The organism is Runella limosa DSM 17973 (assembly GCF_000482465.1).
Lineage (GTDB): Bacteria > Bacteroidota > Bacteroidia > Cytophagales > Spirosomataceae > Runella > Runella limosa.
Genome location: NZ_KI519420.1, coordinates 45,416 through 64,403, shown reverse-complemented (window position 1 = coordinate 64,403; position 18,988 = coordinate 45,416). Strand labels below are relative to the sequence as shown.

At 44.4% G+C, this 18,988-nt stretch carries 13 protein-coding genes; 8 read left to right on the top strand and 5 right to left on the bottom strand.

Annotated features, from left to right (window positions below; translation table 11 throughout):
* Positions 1-23 precede the first annotated feature (23 nt).
* From K339_RS0110215 to K339_RS0110185, 6 genes are all read left to right on the top strand, one after another.
* Positions 24-803 carry a DUF4097 family beta strand repeat-containing protein gene (locus tag K339_RS0110215; RefSeq protein ID WP_028523485.1) on the top strand — a complete coding sequence of 260 codons (780 nt, stop codon included), beginning with the start codon at positions 24-26 and terminating at the stop codon, positions 801-803.
* 6 nt (positions 804-809) lie between these two features.
* Positions 810-1,508, top strand: a complete 699-nt coding sequence (locus K339_RS0110210) for a DUF4097 family beta strand repeat-containing protein (protein ID WP_028523484.1) — start codon at positions 810-812, stop codon at positions 1,506-1,508.
* A 21-nt stretch (positions 1,509-1,529) separates the two neighbouring features.
* Positions 1,530-2,225, top strand: coding sequence for a DUF4097 family beta strand repeat-containing protein (locus K339_RS0110205; RefSeq protein WP_028523483.1), 696 nt, complete (start codon positions 1,530-1,532; stop codon positions 2,223-2,225).
* A gap of 129 nt (positions 2,226-2,354) precedes the next feature.
* Positions 2,355-3,467: a sensor histidine kinase gene (locus tag K339_RS0110200; protein ID WP_229598723.1), complete on the top strand. Its 1,113-nt coding sequence runs from the start codon at positions 2,355-2,357 to the stop codon at positions 3,465-3,467.
* A gap of 18 nt (positions 3,468-3,485) precedes the next feature.
* The gene (locus K339_RS0110195) at positions 3,486-4,193 is read left to right on the top strand and encodes a LytR/AlgR family response regulator transcription factor (RefSeq protein ID WP_028523481.1); all 708 of its coding nucleotides are present in this window, start codon (positions 3,486-3,488) and stop codon (positions 4,191-4,193) included.
* Positions 4,194-4,490: 297 nt separating this feature from the next.
* Positions 4,491-6,542, top strand: coding sequence for a M3 family metallopeptidase (locus tag K339_RS0110185; RefSeq protein WP_229598743.1), 2,052 nt, complete (start codon positions 4,491-4,493; stop codon positions 6,540-6,542).
* A gap of 228 nt (positions 6,543-6,770) precedes the next feature.
* Here the strand turns inward: K339_RS0110185 and K339_RS0110180 are convergent, their stop codons facing one another.
* Positions 6,771-7,667 (bottom strand): metallophosphoesterase family protein, encoded by an 897-nt coding sequence (locus tag K339_RS0110180; RefSeq protein WP_028523478.1) that lies wholly within the window; start codon positions 7,665-7,667, stop codon positions 6,771-6,773.
* Positions 7,668-7,936: 269 nt separating this feature from the next.
* Between K339_RS0110180 and K339_RS0110175 the strand changes: the two genes are divergently transcribed.
* Both K339_RS0110175 and K339_RS0110170 read left to right on the top strand, forming a co-directional pair.
* On the top strand, positions 7,937-10,501 hold the full coding sequence (locus tag K339_RS0110175; protein ID WP_028523477.1) for a TonB-dependent receptor: 2,565 nt from the start codon (positions 7,937-7,939) through the stop codon (positions 10,499-10,501).
* A gap of 48 nt (positions 10,502-10,549) precedes the next feature.
* Complete coding sequence (locus K339_RS0110170; RefSeq protein ID WP_028523476.1) at positions 10,550-11,263, top strand: outer membrane lipoprotein-sorting protein; 714 nt, start codon at positions 10,550-10,552, stop codon at positions 11,261-11,263.
* Positions 11,264-11,376: 113 nt separating this feature from the next.
* Here K339_RS0110170 and K339_RS0110165 read toward each other — a convergent pair whose 3' ends face one another.
* The 4 genes from K339_RS0110165 to K339_RS0110150 form a co-directional block, all read right to left on the bottom strand.
* On the bottom strand, positions 11,377-11,757 hold the full coding sequence (locus K339_RS0110165; RefSeq protein ID WP_028523475.1) for a hypothetical protein: 381 nt from the start codon (positions 11,755-11,757) through the stop codon (positions 11,377-11,379).
* Between the two features lie 311 nt (positions 11,758-12,068).
* Positions 12,069-13,511: a TlpA family protein disulfide reductase gene (locus K339_RS0110160; RefSeq protein WP_028523474.1), complete on the bottom strand. Its 1,443-nt coding sequence runs from the start codon at positions 13,509-13,511 to the stop codon at positions 12,069-12,071.
* Positions 13,512-13,662: 151 nt separating this feature from the next.
* Complete coding sequence (locus K339_RS0110155; protein ID WP_028523473.1) at positions 13,663-16,137, bottom strand: DUF5916 domain-containing protein; 2,475 nt, start codon at positions 16,135-16,137, stop codon at positions 13,663-13,665.
* A gap of 209 nt (positions 16,138-16,346) precedes the next feature.
* The gene (locus K339_RS0110150) at positions 16,347-18,776 is read right to left on the bottom strand and encodes an ABC transporter permease (protein WP_028523472.1); all 2,430 of its coding nucleotides are present in this window, start codon (positions 18,774-18,776) and stop codon (positions 16,347-16,349) included.
* Between the last annotated feature and the right edge of the window lie 212 nt (positions 18,777-18,988).

The following is an 18,988-nucleotide window of genomic DNA, read 5'->3' as shown; positions in this document are numbered from 1 at the left end:
CGGTGCGTAAGCACTCAAAAACCATGAAATCAACCGTGTTAGTATGCGCCCTGTGGATGGGGTGCAGCGTGGGACTTTTTGCCCAAGAATTTAAAACGAAGCTAGCCAACAGCAAAGACCGTAAAATCAGTATCGAAATGGATGCGAGCCACTTAAAAATTGAGGGCTACGACGGCGACGAGCTCATTATCAAGGGGAACGGTTTTCAGGACCCGCCCGAACAAGCCAAAGGACTGCGGTCGTTGTACAACTCGGCGGTCGATAATACAGGCATCGGACTGGCCGTCACCAACCAAGGCAATGGCTTAAAAATCGAAAAAGCATCGCGCAAATCGACATCGTATATACTCAAGGTTCCCAAGAAAGTAGCGATTTTGTACGAGCAGGTCAACTGGAACGGAGGCAACATTTCTATCAGCAACGTAGATGGTGATTTGGAAATAAAAACCAACAATGGCAAGATTGACCTCCTCAATGTTACGGGACCCGTCGTAGCCAATAGTACCAATGGCGACATCAAAGTGGTGTATTCCAGCCTCAACCAAGAAAAACCCAGCGCCATTTCGTCCATCAGCAGCGCTATTGACGTGAGCCTGCCCGCCAATGCCAAATCAAGCCTTAGCATGAAGTCGATCAGTGGTGAAATTTACACCGATTTAGACCTTGACTTGAAAAATGCTAAAGAAGGTATGTCACGTGTGGGCGGTGGCCACAGCATCAACGCAACCACCAACGGCGGTGGCGTAGCGATTAAACTTAGCAGCATCAGCAGCAATATTTATTTACGGAAACAAAATCTGTAGCCCATTATGAAACCAGCCGTCCTCCTGCTGCTGTATATCTTGTCGATTTCTTCGGCTTTTGCCCAGAAAATCATCGAAAAACAGCTCGTATTTTCCTCTAACCAAGCCGTCAATCTCAATTTTAAATATGCCGATACGATTCAGGTGCACTATTGGGACAAAGCGGAAGTATCCGTACGGATAGAAGCAGTGATTAATCAAGGGAAATTAAATGATTTGTTGGTAGTAGAAACGGTGTCTAACGACAAAGAAATTTCTGTGACAACCGACTTTGATAAAGCCCTTTTTATACAAAGTAAAGAAGAAGATTGTCCAGGGCCGAGAACACATTTATCATATACTGGTAATGGACAGAAGTATTATGCCTGCGGAATCATCAACTACCAAGTGTATCTCCCACGGCAGGCCAAACTGAAAATTGAGACTGTCACTGGTAACATTATTATGCGAGGAGCGGAGACGACTGTTTTTGCCAAAGCGGTGATCGGTTTTGTAGATTTCAGTTGGCTGGAAACCCAAGGAGCAAATCTGGCCATAAAAACAATACGGGGCGAAGTTTATACCGACTTAGACATTGATTTTAAAACCAAAGTGACAAGGGACCCATATACAGGCTACGCTCTGGAAGGAACCGTCAACGGAGGTGGTGCTGAAGTATATCTCGAATCCACCGTCAGTAATCTATTTATTCGTAAACAAAACTAACCTTACCCAATTCATACAGCCATGAAACCAATCATATTTGTTGTACTTAGTTTGTTAACAAACGCAATTTTTGCTCAAAAAATTATTACAAAACAATTTCCGTACGCCGCCGACCAAACCGTCAACCTTAACCTCAAGTTTGCGGATAGTATTCGGGTACGGTATTGGGACAAGGCCGAAGTGTCGGTTCGGATTTCGGTTCTTATCAACGGCGGCCGACTTAACGACGGGTTGACCGTAGAAAACACCACAACTGCCCAAGAGATTAGCCTAAAAACCAATTTTGACAACGAAATTCTAAAAAAAGGCAAAGCCGAAGACTGTCCCGACTCAAAACACAGCTGGCGTACCCAGCGCGACGGCCAGGACATGTACGTTTGTAGCACGATTCATTATCAGGTGTTTTTGCCCCGCAATGCCAAATTAAAACTCGAAACCATCAACGGCAACGTGGACATTCAAGGGGCAGCGGCTCCCGTTTTTGCCAAGAGCATCAGCGGCTACATTGATTATAGTTTGCCTAAATCAAAAGGAGCTAATTTGGCCATGAAAACCATTACGGGCGAAGTTTATACCGACTTAGACATTGACTTCAAGTCCAAACGCCAAAAAAATCCGATAGTAGGTTACTTGTTAGAAGGCTCCGTCAATGGCGGTGGTCCTGACATCCGCTTGGAGTCGATTAGTAATAACGTATATGTTCGGAAAAAAGACTAATCCCGACCTAACCTCCACACCAACCCTTATAGCAGTCCCCCTCTCCAACAAGGAGAGGGGCTAGGGATGAGGTAAAAATCACAAGGAAAGTTCTACGATATAGCGAGAAAAACCCCCTTTCCGTCGAATATGTTTGGGATTCCACGCGCATCTCCCCAACTTAGTAGCTTTACTTGTACGCGCATGGAACTAACCAAACCAACTAGCACACTCACGGTGGTTTTACACATAACCGTTTGGTCGCTGCTTGGCTTCATCGTTTTATTCTACCCTCCCCTCACTTGGGACATTAAGGTGCCACTAGGATTTTGGCTCAAACAATTGGCCAATTTCATCATGATGGTGTCTGTTTTTTATTTTTCTGCCTACTACCTGGTTCCCAACTATTTAGTAAAAGAACGAAAGCTCCTTTTTTCCCTTTCGGCCGTTTCCTTAGTTATTCTTTATTTGGTCATTGCCCGCATCATTGAGGTACCCATTTTGCACGTACCCGAACAATTGGCTGCTGCCAGGGGATGGAAACACACCAAAAGTATTTATAGCCTCGATGTTCATTTGTTTATGGTCGTAACGATGGTAACAGCCATCAGCATTGGGTTTGCCATGATTCAGCGGTGGCAGACGGCGGTAAAAATGCACGAACTCGTTGAAAAACAGCACATAACTTCCGAATTGGCGTTACTAAAAGCCCAAATCAACCCCCACTTTTTTTTCAATACCCTCAATAACATTTATGCCCTAACTTACTCCGACGTGCCTTTGTCGCGCGAGGCCATTCTGAAACTATCACGAATGATGCGGTATGTCCTCTACGATACCGTCCTTGACCGAGTGTTGTTGAGCCAAGAAATATCTTTTATGAACGATTACATCGAGCTGATGAAGTTACGGCTGCATTCGTTTACGAAAGTAACCATCGAAGTGCCCAAACCCGACCATGATTATTCGGTAGCACCCATGCTTTTGTTGCCTTTTATTGAAAATGCGTTCAAGCACGGCACGAGCTCGCTTCACAAAACCGAAATTTTGATTGTGATCAAGGCACAAAATGGTGTTTTGGATTTACACGTTTGGAACCAAATTCATGCCAATACCGATGCGATTCCCAACGCAGGAGGGGGTATTGGGTTGGTAAACACCCAGCGCCGCCTTAATTTGGTGTATCCCGAGCGGCACGAACTGATCATTCACGAAGACACCAACCTTCGGACTTTTACCGTTGATTTGAAAATACAGCTATAATACTTACGCGTTCCAGCCATGAAATTAAATTGCATCACCGCCGACGACGAGCCGCTTGCCCTTGGGCTTATCAGCGCGTTTGTTCAGCAAACGCCATTTTTAAACCTTGTTGGTCAATACGCAAACGGTGTCGAAGCCCTGCAAGCCATTCATAACCAGCCTGTTCATCTTATTTTTTTAGACATCCAAATGCCCAACTTGAACGGCATGGAACTGGCCCGCATCATTAGTCAAACTTCTTCTTTGGGACAAACCAAAATCATCTTCACGACGGCTTATAACCAATTTGCCGTGGAAGGTTACAAAGTCGATGCGCTCGATTATTTGATGAAACCGTTTGGATACGAAGAGTTTTTAAGGGCCGCGACCAAAGCCAAAAACTACGTTGAACAATCGTCGGAAAACAACAGCCACGGCTGCATGTTTGTGAAGTCAGACTACAAAATGGTGCGAATTGATTTTGACTCAATTCTTTACCTTGAGTCCATCAAAGATTACGTTAAGATTCACCTTACGCCCCCCCTAGCCCCCGTCGTTACGCTCAATCGCCTGAAACTTATCGAAGACAAACTTCCTCCTTCCAAATTTTTGCGCATTCACCGTTCTTTCGTTGTAGCCATTCCCAAAATCGACTCATTAAGTCGCAATACCGTCCAGATTGGAAATATATCCCTTCCAGTTGGAGATTTATACAAAGATACCTTTCAGGAACTGATGGGTTTGTAAAAAGACGGGGTTTACGAGAAAAATTTGCGTTTCTGTCCATAAATACTGCCCTTCTAACTGGTTTTTGTTGCCAGCATCCGCCTTGAGACGTACCTTTGGATGTTTATAAATAAATAGAATGGTAGTGCATACACCGCTTTTGTGATACATTGGCGGTGTTTTAATGCCATTTTTTGCTTCTAAGGGATTACCTTTGCCTTTATTATCCAAATCTTCATTAACACTTTTTCTATGCAAAAATCCCTAGGCAAATCCATTCTCATTGGCCTGTTTAGCACTTGTTTTGCCACCAACATCATGGCCCAAAACCCGTTTTTTGACACCTACAAAACGCCTTTTGGCGTGCCTCCTTTCCACCTCATCAAAAACGAACATTTTGAACCTGCGTTTGTGGAAGGAATCAAACAACAAACGGCCGAAATCGCCGCTATTACCAATCAAAAAGCAGCTCCTACCTTCTCCAACACCATTTTGGCGCTGGAAAATAGCGGGGATTTGCTCGACCGAGTGGGTGCGGTATTTTACAACTACAACAGCGCCAATACCAGCGACGCCCTCCAGAAAATCGCTCAAACGCTTTCGCCCCAACTCTCGAAGCACCGCGACGATATTCAGCTCAACGCCGAGCTGTTCAAACGCGTTAAAGCCGTTTATGACCAACGGAATCAGCTAAAACTGACCACTGAACAACTCACTTTGCTCGAAAAAACCTACAAAGGGTTTGTCCGAAGCGGGGCTGCCTTGCCCGCTGACAAGCAAGCTCGTCTGCGTAAAATCAACGAAGAATCGTCGTTGCTGACCCTCAAGTTTGGACAAAACATTTTGTCCGAAACCAATGGTTATAAACTGGTTATTGACAAAAAAGAGGACTTGAGTGGTTTGCCTTCATCGCTGGTCTCGGCGGCAGTTGAAGACGCCAAAAAGCGTAAACTCGAAGGAAAATGGGTATTTACGCTGCAAAACCCGAGCATCATGCCGTTTTTGCAGTACGCCGACAACCGCGCCCTTCGCGAACAAATCTTCAAGGCGTATTTGGAACGTTGTAACCACAACGATGCCTCCGACAACAAGGCCATTATGTCTAAAATCGTAGCACTACGGGCCGAAAAAGCAGCGCTGTTGGGTTATGAAAACCATGCGGCTTACGTGCTAGAGGAAAGCATGTCGAAAACACCCGCCAAAGTAAGTGAGTTTTTAAACCAACTTTGGACCGCTACCGTCCCAGTCACTCAGCAAGAAGCCTCAGAATTGCAGACATTGATGGACAAAGAAGGTAAAAACGAAAAATTGGAAAGCTGGGACTGGCGTTACTACGCCGAAAAGCTTCGCAAGCAGAAATACGACCTTGACGAAGAAGAACTTCGCCCGTATTTTCCGTTGGAAGGTGTGCGTCAAGGTATTTTTACGTTGTGCAAAAAACTATACGGTCTAACGTTTGAACGCCGTACTGACATCCCTGTTTACCACGAAGAAGCAGAAGCTTTTGAAGTAAAAGAAGCCAATGGACAACACGTTGGGGTGATTTACATGGATTTTCACCCACGAGCTAGCAAACGCGGTGGCGCTTGGATGACCAGCTACCGCAAGCAAGAAACTGAAAACAGCAAACGCTCTGCCCCCGTGGTTTCTATCGTTTGTAATTTTTCTCGTCCTGCGGGAGATGCTCCTGCTTTGTTGAGTTTGGACGAAACGCGTACGTTTTTTCACGAATTTGGACACGCACTTCACGGATTGCTTTCCAACGTGACGTACGGTAGTTTGTCAGGTACTTCCGTTCCTCGCGATTTTGTAGAATTGCCTTCTCAAATCATGGAAAACTGGGCGACTGAGCCTGAAATGTTGAAGTTATACGCCAAACACTACAAAACAGGTGCCGTCATTCCTGATGTACTTATCGACAAAATGGAAAAAAGCAGCTTGTTCAACCAAGGGTTTGCCACGAGCGAATACTTGGCGGCATCGTTGTTGGACATGAGCTATCATACCCTCAAAGCTGACCAAGCTCCTACCGACGTATTGGCGTTTGAAAAAGCGGCCATGGATAAAATTGGATTGATTTCGCAAATTCCTCCTCGTTACCGCACTACTTACTTCCAGCACATTTTTGCGGGCGGATATTCTGCGGGTTATTACAGCTACATTTGGTCGGCGGTGTTGGATGCCGATGCCTTTGAAGTGTTTAAACAAAAAGGCTTATTTGATCAAAAATCAGCTCAATCGTTCCGCAAAAACGTCCTAGAACGCGGCGGAACCGACGAACCGATGAAGCTCTACCGTAATTTCCGTGGAGCCGAACCTGATATCAAACCGCTCCTTCGCCGTCGTGGATTGCTGAGAGAAGCAAATTAAGGAACGTGACGTAAGTAACCTCATCCCAAGAGGCCGTCTCAAAAGTCTAGTATCACCAAATTATCTTCGGCCTCTGTTCAACCTCACCCCCTAAATCCCCCTCTCCTTTCAGTAGAGGGGGACTTTTAGAGCCCTTCTCCAGAAAGGAGAAGGGTTGGGATGAGGTTGAACCCAAAGAATATTTTGTAACCTGCTACTTTTGAGACAGCCTCCTTTTTTATGTAGTACTTAAAAATGATGCTCATAATAGGTGTTTTCTACGCTGCCATCTTCGTATAATTTCAAAATCGCGTAGCCTGGTGGCGTTTCTTGGTAATAGCCTGGTTGAGCTGATTTTGCATCGCCTTTATCCCACCAAAAACCGCTCATCGCGCCGTTGCAGTAATAATGAACGTTGTTGTACACGGCAGCGTCAAGCAAATGCTGGTGGCCACTCAAGCACACGCGTACTTTGTCTTTATGCTCATAAAATAACGCTTTGAGTTCTTTATGATCTTTATGCTGTCCGCCTTCCCACGAGGCCGTGACGGTGAGGATGGGATAATGCGACATGAGCAAAACAAAATGACCTTTGGGAACGGCTGATAGTTCTTTTCGCAGCCAAACCATCTGCTCGTCGTCCAGCGAAATGCCTGGGTTATTGCCATCCAACACCATAAAGTGCCAATTCTTTTTGCTGAAACTATAATAGCGGTGTGGCATCCCAGCTCTTTTTACGACATAGTTGATGCCATACATTTCATCTTCTTTGGAAGGAGCAGCCCACCAAGGGTCATGATTTCCGATACAGGTGTAAAGTTCATAGCCATCAAAACTCGACTTACATTTGTCCCAAGCAGCCCATTGTTCCAGCACCCGCTCACGGGTAATATCCTTGTAGTCAGCGGCATGTATTGAATCGCCCGTATTGAGAAAGAAGTCCACTTTTTTCCTTTTCACCTCCTCCAAACATTTTCTAAACCGCGCAGGAATGCCATTTTCGGGGCGAATATGAACGTCGGTAATGTGAGCAATCGTTAGGGCAGGTTTAAGCGCGGACGCCGTAGAAGGATTAATCGACGAATTAACCCCCGTAGCGGCGGTCATGGCTAAAGGGAAGTTCTTGACAAAATTTCTTCTTTTCATGGAAATGGTTGCCCTATATGAGCTTATAATTCTTATATGGTTCCAAAAACTGCGTCTAAAAAATCAAAGATAGTTAACAAATACTAAATAATAATTTACAAAACTAAATACTAGCCCCATTCATCCATTTTCCTGCGTGTTTATCCGCCCCAAAAAACTTTTCATCAGTCCATAACGGCATTTTATCCTTTCGATTTCAGGCTTTATCCTTTTTTGTTTCCCAGATGCCTTTTTGTGTTCCAACTTTGTAACGTTAAAACCAAACGGCCATGAAACAAATATCTTTACTTCTCGCCATTACACTTTGTATTTCTGCTTTTTCGGGTTCAGTACACGCCCAATTTCCAATGGGTGGAGCTGCTCCTGTCAAAGCACTCCCTGGCACAGCAGGTGACCAAACACCTAAAGGCAGCGCCAAAATCACAGGCTTCGTTGTTGATTCTTCAGTGACCAAAGCCGTTGAATTTGCGAGCATTGCCCTCTACAACAAAACGACTGGTAAGGCCGTTGACGGTACCATTGCCGACGAAAAAGGGAAATTTGTCCTTAATAAATTGGCCGATGGAAATTATCAAATTTTGATTTCTTTCCTTGGTTTTAAAAACAAAACCATCGACAACATCACTTTGGCCAAAGGACAAGACCTTGACTTGGGCGTTATCAAACTTTCGCCTAGTGTGCAGACACTCAGCGAGGTAGTTGTAACAGGACAGGCCGCCATCATCGAAGAGAAAGTGGACCGCTTGGTCTATAACGCCGATAAAGACATCGCAGCCAAAGGCGGTGACGCCACCGACGTGTTGCGTAAAGTACCTTTGTTAACGGTCGATTTAGACGGAAACGTATCACTTCGTGGTAGTTCAAATATTCGCGTCTTGATTAACAACAAGCCAAGTACCATCATCGCCAGCAGCATTTCGGACGCGTTGAAGCAAATTCCTGCCGACCAAATTAAGACCGTAGAGGTCATCACCAGCCCATCGGCCAAATACGACGCGGAAGGTTCGGGCGGAATTATCAATATTATTACCAAAAAGAACAGCTTGCAAGGTTTAAACCTCAATGTGGATGCGGGTGTCGGTAACCGTGGTTCGTCGCTGTCACTCAATGGCAACTACCGCAAAGGAAAAGCTGGACTTACGTTGGGAGGTTTTGGCCGTGCCAACTACAACACCATCACCAAAACCAGCATGGACCAAACGAGCATTTCAAACGGAGTTTCAACGCTCATTCGCCAAAAAGGAGATGGATACAGCGAGTTTTTGTTTGGCCAATACAACTTAGGATTTGACTACGATTTGGCCAAAAACCAAAGCCTAACGGCGGGGGTTCGTTACGGCGCTCGTAACATGAAAAGCCAACAAGATTTGATTACTGAACTTTACAACAATGGCGTAGCAGGCACAGGTTCTCGCCGCGACGTGGATGTTAAAAACTTGTCGGGAACGGTCGATGTCAACTTGGATTACCTTCATACGTATAAAAAACCACAGCAAGAATGGAGCGTATCGACGCTGTATAGCCGCAACGATTTGACCAACAACTTCGACGCTAACATTTTGGGTGGAGAAGGCAATTTGTTGAGCCGTCAGCGCAACTTAAACTCAAACTTGAACCAAGAGTTTACCCTCCAAACGGATTACCAAACGCCCATCAAGAAAAACCAAATGATTGAATTTGGGGGAAAAGGCATCTTCCGTCAAGTAAACAGCGATTACCGCTTTTTGGCCGCTGGCTCAACTGGAGATTTTACGACCCAAACAGGTCAGCCTGCGGGTGAGTTGCTTTACCACCAAAACATTGCCGCAGGATATACATCTTATACTTATACCACCAAAAAGCGCTACACTTTCAAAGGAGGTTTGCGTTATGAGCATACGTTTATCGACGCCTCTACTCGCGAGGGTGGGCCGATTGGGGTCGCAGATTATGGCATATTAGTCCCTAGTTTGAACGCCTCAAAAACCATCAAAGGAACTACCCTAAAATTAGGTTACAACCGTCGTATCCAACGCCCAGGTTTGCAACAATTGAACCCTAACTTCAACTCTGCTAACCCCCAAAACATCAGCGTTGGAAATCCCGAACTACGCCCAGAGTTGACCGATAATATTGAGTTAGGATTGAGTAAAACCATCAAGAAAGTGTTCATCAATGCGTCGTTTTTTGGACGTTATACCGACAACGCCATCACGCAAGTACGTCGTCCTTCCGATACCTTGTCGGGTGCTATCATCACCACTTTCGAGAACATCGGTCGTCAGCAAGCGTATGGAACCAACCTATTTGCCAACATTGCTTTTACCTCGAAGTTTAACATAGGATTGTTCTCCAACATTTTTTACACCAAAATGACAGGACAAGCCCTTGGTTTGAATGGAGTTACCCAAGACTTCACCAACGATGGCATCAACGTAAGTGGTGGTTTGTTTTCACAAGCTCAATTCAAAAATGGTTGGGGTGTACAAGCTTTTGGATTTATGCAAGGCCGCCAAGTGCAGCTTCAAGGCTACCAAGGTGGGTTCGCGTTCTATACGTTTGGGGTTAAGAAAGATTTCAAGAACAAAAAAGGAAGCCTTGGGTTAGCGGGGGAAAACTTCTTCAGCAACCGCTTCAATATTCACTCGGAGCTCAAATCACCTGTGTTTAATCAAGTGAGCAACGTGTATCTTTACAACCGTGGGGTACGTTTGACCTTCACGTACAAACTCGGAAAAATGACCACCGACGCTCCGAAGAAAAAAGCACGCTCGGTCAACAATGACGACGTGAAGTCGGATGGTGGACAAACGGGCGGAGCTGCTCCTGGAGGAACCCAACAACGCAACCGATAGTCACTTTTTAACAAAACTTTCGTCTATACACAAACAACCATAACTAAAATGAAAACTAACAAATTCCTTGTCGCAGCCTTCGTTGCCTTTGTATCAGTAGGTGCTTATGCCCAAAATGTAGATGAAATTGTCGATAAACACGTTGCTGCTTTGGGTGGCGCCGATAAATTAAAGAGCGTCAACAGCCTCGTTATTGAGCGCTCACTTGCCGTACAAGGGATGGAAATTCCCAACAAAACTATTTTGGTGGTGGGCAAAGCAGCCCGTTCGGAATCTACCGTCATGGGAAACACCATGGTTCAGGTATTTGATGCTACCTCGGGTTGGATGATTCGTCCGACGATGATGGGCGGAACAGGCGAGCCCGAAGACATGCCTGCCGAAATGGTAAAACAACAAGGCGGTCAGCTAGATCCGTTTGGTGGATTGGTGAATTACAAAGAAAAAGGCAATAAAGTAGAATTGATTGGCTCAGAGAAAGTGGATAAAAAAGATGCTTATCACCTTAAACTTACCACCAAAGATGGCCAAATTGTGGATGAATACATCGATGCTAACTCGTACATGATTGTCAAAATCAAAGTATCGGCAGGTGGTCAAGACAGCGAAATTGCTTTCTCTGATTACAAAGCAGTGGACGGCATTAAGTTTGCCAATACGATGGAAATGACGAGCCAAATGGGTGCTTTGACCTTCATCACAACGAAAGTAACGATTAATCCTCCCGTGGATGAGTCTATTTTTAAGAAGCCTGCAAAATAACTAGCAAGCGCATTGGCCGTTAATTGTTATCAGTTAATCGCTTTATAAACACAAAAGCCACCTCGTACGGGGTGGCTTTTGTGTTTATAACTTCATCGTTTTTTCAAGACCGACTATCCTCTACGGTAAGGACGGTTGTCAAAACGCTGTGAGTGGTGGTAGGCCGTCCAGCGGTCGCGTTGGGCAGGGGTCAACACCGACCAAATGTCTTGCTGCTTTTCGCGTTGCAAACGTTGGTACTCAAACTGGCTCAACCGACGATTTCTGAACAAACGGTCATAACGGTCTTCGATGCGTTTGATTTCATTTTCTTGCTTACGTGATAGTTTCACCACGTTATCAAGCCTGTTGATATTCAATTCTTCTAAGGCGTTATCAACACGAGGATTGGCTGCCTGAGGAGCTGCTGGAGCTGGACGATAATCGCGTTGAGCGTTTACGTTGGCGATGCCCAAAATGGCGAAAGTGGCGATGGCTAAGATGGTCTTTTTCATGGTTGCTGTTGTTTTAAAATATGTCGTAATTAATTGGTTTACGATTCTTAGAACAACAATGCCCCCCATAGTTTAATCCCTCAATCCTTCCAATCTGCTAACGGTTTGTTTTAGTCGATGATTTCACAAAACTCATCTATTAACGACCATGTGATTTCTCATCTTTTTCTGCGGATACCTTAAAAAACTTAGGATTAAACACTTGTCCAGAATGTTACCATTGGTAAATGTTTGATTATGAGTGGTTGAACCCAATTGGAGCGCCATTGCCCTTAGAGAGATAACAAAAGGCCCACGGAATCCAGAAAGGTCTATTCTAGTAACTTGGTCAATACTGTTTTAATGGTATTTCCAGAGGAAGGACGCGGTGCTTGCCTATTAATAATTTGGCCTTCTTTGCTGATAATCATATACGTAGGAAACCCCTCCAATTTCAGCCTGCTCTTTAGTAATTCTGATTGATCTTTGTCAAAGAAATAGTTTTCTCCAGCTATTTTTTGTTTTGCAATCGCGTTTTTCCACGCTTCTCGATCAGATAATAGACACAAGTTTACAAACACGATGGGCTGATTTTTGTATTGATTGTGCAAATCAATGGCGTACGGAACTTCACTTCTACAGGGGCCACACCAAGTAGCCCAAAAATCGAGATAGATGATTTTCCCTTTGTGTTTTGAGATAAGGCCATTCATAAAATCGCCGACAATTTCTTTTTCTTCTTTAGAATCTGACTTAAAAAATGAGATGTGATACTTGGCGTGATTATCGTCCTTTGTCATCTTTTCATTTAGAATCGACGTCAGTTCTTTGGTCGATACGTACATCTTACTATTTTTCATTAGCTCCCGAAAAACGTCATTTGCTTCTTCGGAAAGCATGTACAAAATTTGGTAGCAAACAATATCTCTGCCGATGCCAAGTTTTTCTGTTGCCGTGATTTTTTTTAGAACAGCACGATACGCTTCTCCCTTTTTTTGCTCTTTTAAAAGCCCCTGAATCACCGAATCGCGTTGGATATATTTACTGGTAGCATACTGCCACAGATGGTACTGGTACCAAGAAGAAACAAGGGCGTCTGTGTCACTGACAGGAAACACATTGGTGTCATAAAGTATGCCTTCAAAGGTCGTTTTTTGCATCGAATGATGGTATTCAAAATCAACGAGGTAATTGGCATTGCGGTAGATAATATCCTTTTTTGCCCAAACTTTGAATGCTGCTGTCGGTTGAAATTTTAGGTTAAAAAGGGCAAGGAGGGAATCTTCGGTAGCAATTCGGCGTCCAATACCTGCTACGTATTCTTCGGTGGTCTTGTGAGCAGGAGCAGGTTCAAAACGCTTGAGTTTGTTAAATAAACGATAGCACAGAATGTCCTTCGATGTTTGGGCATTTTTTCCTGAAACAACAAAATCTGGGTATTGATTTTGTTGAAAATTCTCCGAATTTAATTGAACATGCAAGCTATCTAACGGCCTGACGTACAGCAGTGCAGTTCCTTTTTCATACCTTAACGTAATATCATGCGGATGTAGAATTTCAAACTCAAATTGAAAGTATCCCGTCGAATCAAGAATGGCGCTTAATCGGGTTGGAGAAGCTGACAATTGTGAATAAATCAAGGAAATAACCTTGGAAGAGCTTTTGGGCAATTGTACATGTCCATTGATGATGACTTTGCCCTTTTTGACTTCGGTGGCTTCTTTCGCAAAACCATAAGAAATGCTCAATGCAAGTACGAATATAAGCACAGGCATTATTTTAAAAGGCTTATTTGGGGAGATGACCATGGTGCGATTCCAGTAGATAAAATATAAAAATAAATTATATATACAAATAAGAGATAGCTCTTATAAATCTACTGGAATTTCACAAAAAATAAGCTCGCGTGGCTGGTTACCAAAGCTTTTATCGTTTCTTCTTCAACTGCAAATAATCCAAAAAGTAAATCACTTTTACCGAAATATTGTTGTTTTGATCGGCTTGAAGGGTGTTTTGTAGGTTGTCAAAATAGCGTTCGTCCACGAGGTTAGAGCTATGGAAAGTAGCGTTTTTCCAAACGGCATTGAAGAAACTACCAGGCGCAAATTGCCACGTATAAACCATGTCCACGTTGAAAAAATTAACATTTCGGTTGAGCGGGTCACTCAATTTGGCGCGCGACTCCAGCGAACCGTCTTTCTGCAACGTAAAAAACTCTTTGTTGTTGACCACACTCGAATAATGCCGCGCCCGAAACGTCAACCACATTTTGTTGGTAAAGCTATATTTGAGGTTCACAACGTTGTTGATGGTATTGACTTTACGCAGCGCCATCACGATGCTGTTATCGTCCAAAATCGTGGTAAAACCAATGCTGCGCGGCCGAGGTTCTAAGCCAAGTAGGTGACTTAACGACAATTTACTGTTGAATCGGTAGGTTTGGTTGATGTACAAATCCAAGCCGTTTAATTGATAGAAATTGACGAAAGCACGCTCAAATGCCTCCACCGAATAGGAGTATTTTTTGGCAGGGTTACTTTCTATCCAGCCCCCAACGGTCACGCTATTGCCACGGGCGTACATGTAGCCTGTTTTGCGTGGCTCGTAGAAATCGTTCTCTTTCGGGCGGAAATTAAGCATCAGGCCAAACCAAATCAGTTTTTTTGTTTGGGCATTAAAATTAAACTGCACCCGCGATTGCTGGTACTTCGACTTGATGTCGCCGATGGGCGAATACAACGAACTTATGTTGGCATTAAGATTTAAAAAAATGCGGTTGTACCACCCTTTGGGCTCCGTGTAGCGGTATCCGACATACATGCGGTGGTTGATGAAGTTGTTGTTGGTAAAATACCCTAAGTCATTGCTCGTGAACTTGGTATCCGTCAACTCTTGAGCTGCATTAAACGTAAAACGGCCACTGGTTTTAGCAAACGAAATGGTGTGGCTGTAACCCGTACTGTTGTCGGCCGCACTTTTAAAATTTAAGCGACTGATGGCGGCGCTTCCCGCCAAGTTGTAGGTATTGGTTTTGTCAAAAAAACTAAACAAACCCGCACTCACGTTGGCGTTGTAGTTGCTATTTCCTCGAATCACGCTCGTGTTGACAAAACTCACGCTTGAGTTATGTTTGAAAGTCTGGTCTAACACCGCAATGTTGTAATTGGTGGTTGGGTCGGTTTCGAAGCGGCGGGTTTCTCCCTTTTCAGTATTTTCAATCACGGCGTATTGGGGGCGAGTAATCGCGTTTAGAATCCCAATTCCCAGCCCACTTTTGGTACGTCCCGAAATTTTGGTGGCATTGAGTAGCTTTGACTCTGTGGGGTTTTTCGTCACCCGCTCTCCCGCTTCCAAATCGTCGTACGCTTTTCCCAAATGAATCGGTGTTCCGCCAATTCGGCGCGAATAAAACAAATTTCCTTTGTTGAACAACTCCGTTCCTTCGGTAAAAAAGGTACGGTTTTCGTTGAATTTTACCTCAAACGGACTCAAGTTCAACACTTGATTATCGCTTTGAACTTGCCCAAAATCAGGAATGAGCGTAGCGTCTAAGGTAAAAGCTTGGTTAAGACCTAGTTTTACGTCCATTCCTCCTGATACTTGATTCGTCCAGTTTTTTTGGTCTGCTTTATTGGCGGGAAAATGGTTGGCATACACCGAAAAATAAGGCGAAAACTGCAAACGCAACGGCGGTTTAATGTCCGTAATACCCGTCCAAAGTCCTTCTTGCGTCAAGAAGCCATTTACGTTGGGGTTGATAGCATTCCAAGTATATTGTTGTTCGGTTTTTCGGCGGCGGCGGGTGATGTTCAAACCCCAATCTTGAATTTTGTCTTTGCTAAAACGAATGGCTGAGTAGGGTAAAAATACCTCAAAAGACCAACCTTTGTCGTGCATCACCACGGCACTTTGCCATACCGCATTCCAGCTAAAGTCTTCTCCACCGTTATCGCTGTTGGTGTTAGACGTCATTTTGGCGTCCCATTGCTCGCCCAGCGGAGTGACAAAGTACTCAAACCCATTGAGTTTGTCGTTGTAGGTGTCGAAGATGATGCCGATGTAATCGTTCATCCCAAATCCGTCTCGCCCTTTCAGTTCTTTTGAAATGCTGTCGAGGCTACGTTCGTAACAGGTTCCTCCAAAATAAATACCTTCATCGTTGTACATCAAGAAGGTTTCGGTATGGTTGCCTTGCTCTTCTTTGCGCCCAATCACGGGGCGAAATTCGGTGTAATCGTCGGCTTTGGCGGCTTCCTTCCACGCAGGATCGTTTAGTTTTCCATCAATCAATACGGGCAGGGTAGTGCGTTGGGCGGGAAGTTTTTTTGAAATTACTTGACCCATGAGGAGCGAGGTTTGCATCAATGCAAACACCCAACAAAGAATAAATGTCTTTTTCATCGACTGTTTAGGTAACGAGATAGGCTGTAAAAATTAAGTACACAAAGCTACTTCAAACTTTATTGAGGGGGCTGTTAAAGAATCTTAAAAAATGGCTGTTGGAGTATAGATGTATTTCGGAGTGCATTCGTTGCATGATTCAAAAAAAATTACCGAAGAATCTTTCTTTCCTCGGTAACAGGTAGATGATAGATGGAGTTACAATGTACTTACTCCGATTTCAAACTCTTGACAGGATTGGTCAACGCCGCCCGAATCGACTGGTAACTTACCGACGCAAACGTAATGACGAGGGCAATGATACCCGTGGCGATAAAATACCACCATTCGATGGTCGTTCGATACACAAAATCATCGAGCCATTGTTTCATCAAGTAATAAGCGACGGGAAAAGCAATGAACATCGACACCACCACCAGTTTGATAAAATCTTTGGAAATCATCAGGGTGATGTGGCTCACGGTGGCTCCCAGCACTTTCCGAATCCCGATTTCCTTGACGCGCTGTTCGGCCACAAATGTCACCAATCCAAATACCCCCAAACAGGCAATGAAAACAGAGAGCATCGAAGCAATGCGGTATAACAAACCCAGTTGCTGCTCGGTTTTGTAGTATTTCTCCAGTTTATCTTCGTAGAAATTTCCGTTAAATACTACTTCTGGAAAGACCTCGCTGTAAATCTTTTCGATTTTGGCAACAGTTTCGGTGAGGTTAGCCGACGTTATCTTGATTCCACTTCTCCAATGGTATTTTTCTAATTTGGCAATCATCACGGGGCGTATGGCATCGCGGGCTGTTCCCACCTGAAAGTCTTTAACAACTGCGACAATCGGCGCGGGATCCCACCCTCCTATTCTTATCATTTTACCAATGGCTAATTCAGGATTTTTGACGTTCAATTTTTTCAAAATCGTCTCATTCACAATGATTTTACGCAAAGTATCGCTCACCAAATACGGGCTACCTGCAATGATTTTTAAACCGTAGGTAGCGGCATAGTCGCCATCGGCAAGCTTCAAATCGGAATTAAAAGGGGCATCTTTGGGCGAATTATCGTACGAAAAATTAGTCTGCCAATTGTTTTCCGACGAAGGTTCATCGCTCGAAAACGACACGGCTTCTACTTCCGAAAGCTGCTTGAGGCGGTTGCGGAACAGGTCATAACGGTTTCGGTACTCCACATCCATCGCCAAGGTATATACGCCCGTTTTTTTGAAGCCCAAATCCATTTTACTGATAAACTCCATTTGCTGAAAGTTGACAATGGTGCCAAAAATCATCACCAAGGCAATCGTAAATTGGAAAACAATCAGCCCCTGACGCAACGAAACCCGCCCTGTCCAATTGGTTTTGGCTTTTTGCCGAAACGCATCCAACGGTGAAAATGACGAAAGAATGGACGCAGGATAAATGCCTGACAAAATATTAATCACCAAAAACAACGCCCCCACAAACACCCAAAGAATGGGTTCTGAAAAAGGTCTGGCTTCGCTCGGGAAATCGAACAATTGGGTAAGCAAGGGCAACGCCATCGACGCCAAGGCCAGCCCCAACCCTATTGCAATGCCGACCACTACCACGGTTTCAATCATAAATTGACTTACCAACTGACGATTGGCACTACCGAGGGTTTTGCGGACGCCTACTTCTTTGGCGCGCTTGCTGGCAATGGCCGTAGAGATGTTGATAAAATTGATGCAGGCCATCAAAATAATCAGTACGCCCACAAGTGCCACCCCGATAAGCTTGTTTTTGGAAACAACACGGTCGCTGAAATTGCCATAACGGTCGTCGTAATGCACCGTTGATAACGCCACCACCGAATGTTGTTTTTTATCGTTGGTATCGTCGGTGTAGTGCTTTAATCCAAAGGTTTTGAGCAATTTATTGGCGTTTTCGGCCGAAAACCCTTTGGGCAACAACACATAAATATTATCCATGCTGCTGGTCGAGCCCCAATTGTCAAACGTACCGAAACCAAAGGTGGCAGGGTTTTTCCGCTTTGACTCGTACGAGAAAAGGATGTTTACGGGGAAGTCGGTATTGAGGGGAATGTCCTCCAGGATACCTGCCACGCGCATCGTTACTACGTTGTTGACCTTTACGTATTTTCCTACAGCATCCGTATAATTTCCAAAGTACTTATTGGCGTATTTTTTGGTCAACACCACCACGTTGGGCTCTTTCAGTACCTGAGGCGTTCCGATAAGCCATTGATAATCAAACACGTCGAAAAACTCAGGGCCTGCACAAATCCCTTGCTTATCCTCGTTGAACTTCACGGAGGTATTGGTGCTTTTGGGGTCGTTGCCGAGCACCGTAATCTGCGGTTCAATCGTTCCGCACAAAGGCACTACTTTTTCAAACTGCGGGATGTCTTGCGGCAAGGCATCCACCATGGCCAAGGGCGCTCCCGAGGTGTGTTCTACATTGCCATCAGCGTAGGTATTTGTCCGAACAATGCGGTAAATACGTTCGTGTTTTTCGTGAAATGTATCGTAGCTCAGTTCAAAATGAATTAAGGAAAAGAGGAGCACAACTGCCGCCACACCAATCGCCAATCCCGCCACATTAATGACCGAATAGACGCTATTTTTTGAGAGATTTCTCCACGCAATTTTGAAATAGTTCTTTAGCATAGGTGTATAGCAACGTTAGTATAGAATACTTTCTAAAAAAACGTCAAATAGCTTGCCAGAGATTTTGAACAGAAACAATGGTTTGTTTATCAGGGCTTTATGGTTGAATTTATGAAGCATAATTGTCCGTTTTCGTACACGATTGTACGCCAAAGGACAGGTAGAGACGTTGCATGCTGTAGAGACGTTGCATGCAACGTCTCTACGCGGGG

Excerpts from the sequence above, each read along its gene's own strand:
- K339_RS0110215 (WP_028523485.1), top strand. The coding sequence starts at position 24 with ATGAAATCAACCGTGTTAGTATGCGCCCTGTGGATGGGGTGCAGCGTG.
- K339_RS0110150 (WP_028523472.1), bottom strand. The coding sequence starts at position 18,776 with ATGCTAAAGAACTATTTCAAAATTGCGTGGAGAAATCTCTCAAAAAAT.
- K339_RS0110165 (WP_028523475.1), bottom strand. The coding sequence starts at position 11,757 with ATGAAAAAGACCATCTTAGCCATCGCCACTTTCGCCATTTTGGGCATC.
- K339_RS0110155 (WP_028523473.1), bottom strand. The coding sequence starts at position 16,137 with ATGAAAAAGACATTTATTCTTTGTTGGGTGTTTGCATTGATGCAAACC.
- K339_RS0110160 (WP_028523474.1), bottom strand. The coding sequence starts at position 13,511 with ATGCCTGTGCTTATATTCGTACTTGCATTGAGCATTTCTTATGGTTTT.
- K339_RS0110170 (WP_028523476.1), top strand. The coding sequence starts at position 10,550 with ATGAAAACTAACAAATTCCTTGTCGCAGCCTTCGTTGCCTTTGTATCA.
- K339_RS0110195 (WP_028523481.1), top strand. The coding sequence starts at position 3,486 with ATGAAATTAAATTGCATCACCGCCGACGACGAGCCGCTTGCCCTTGGG.
- K339_RS0110210 (WP_028523484.1), top strand. The coding sequence starts at position 810 with ATGAAACCAGCCGTCCTCCTGCTGCTGTATATCTTGTCGATTTCTTCG.
- K339_RS0110180 (WP_028523478.1), bottom strand. The coding sequence starts at position 7,667 with ATGAAAAGAAGAAATTTTGTCAAGAACTTCCCTTTAGCCATGACCGCC.
- K339_RS0110200 (WP_229598723.1), top strand. The coding sequence starts at position 2,355 with ATGTTTGGGATTCCACGCGCATCTCCCCAACTTAGTAGCTTTACTTGT.
- K339_RS0110175 (WP_028523477.1), top strand. The coding sequence starts at position 7,937 with ATGAAACAAATATCTTTACTTCTCGCCATTACACTTTGTATTTCTGCT.
- K339_RS0110205 (WP_028523483.1), top strand. The coding sequence starts at position 1,530 with ATGAAACCAATCATATTTGTTGTACTTAGTTTGTTAACAAACGCAATT.
- K339_RS0110185 (WP_229598743.1), top strand. The coding sequence starts at position 4,491 with ATGGCCCAAAACCCGTTTTTTGACACCTACAAAACGCCTTTTGGCGTG.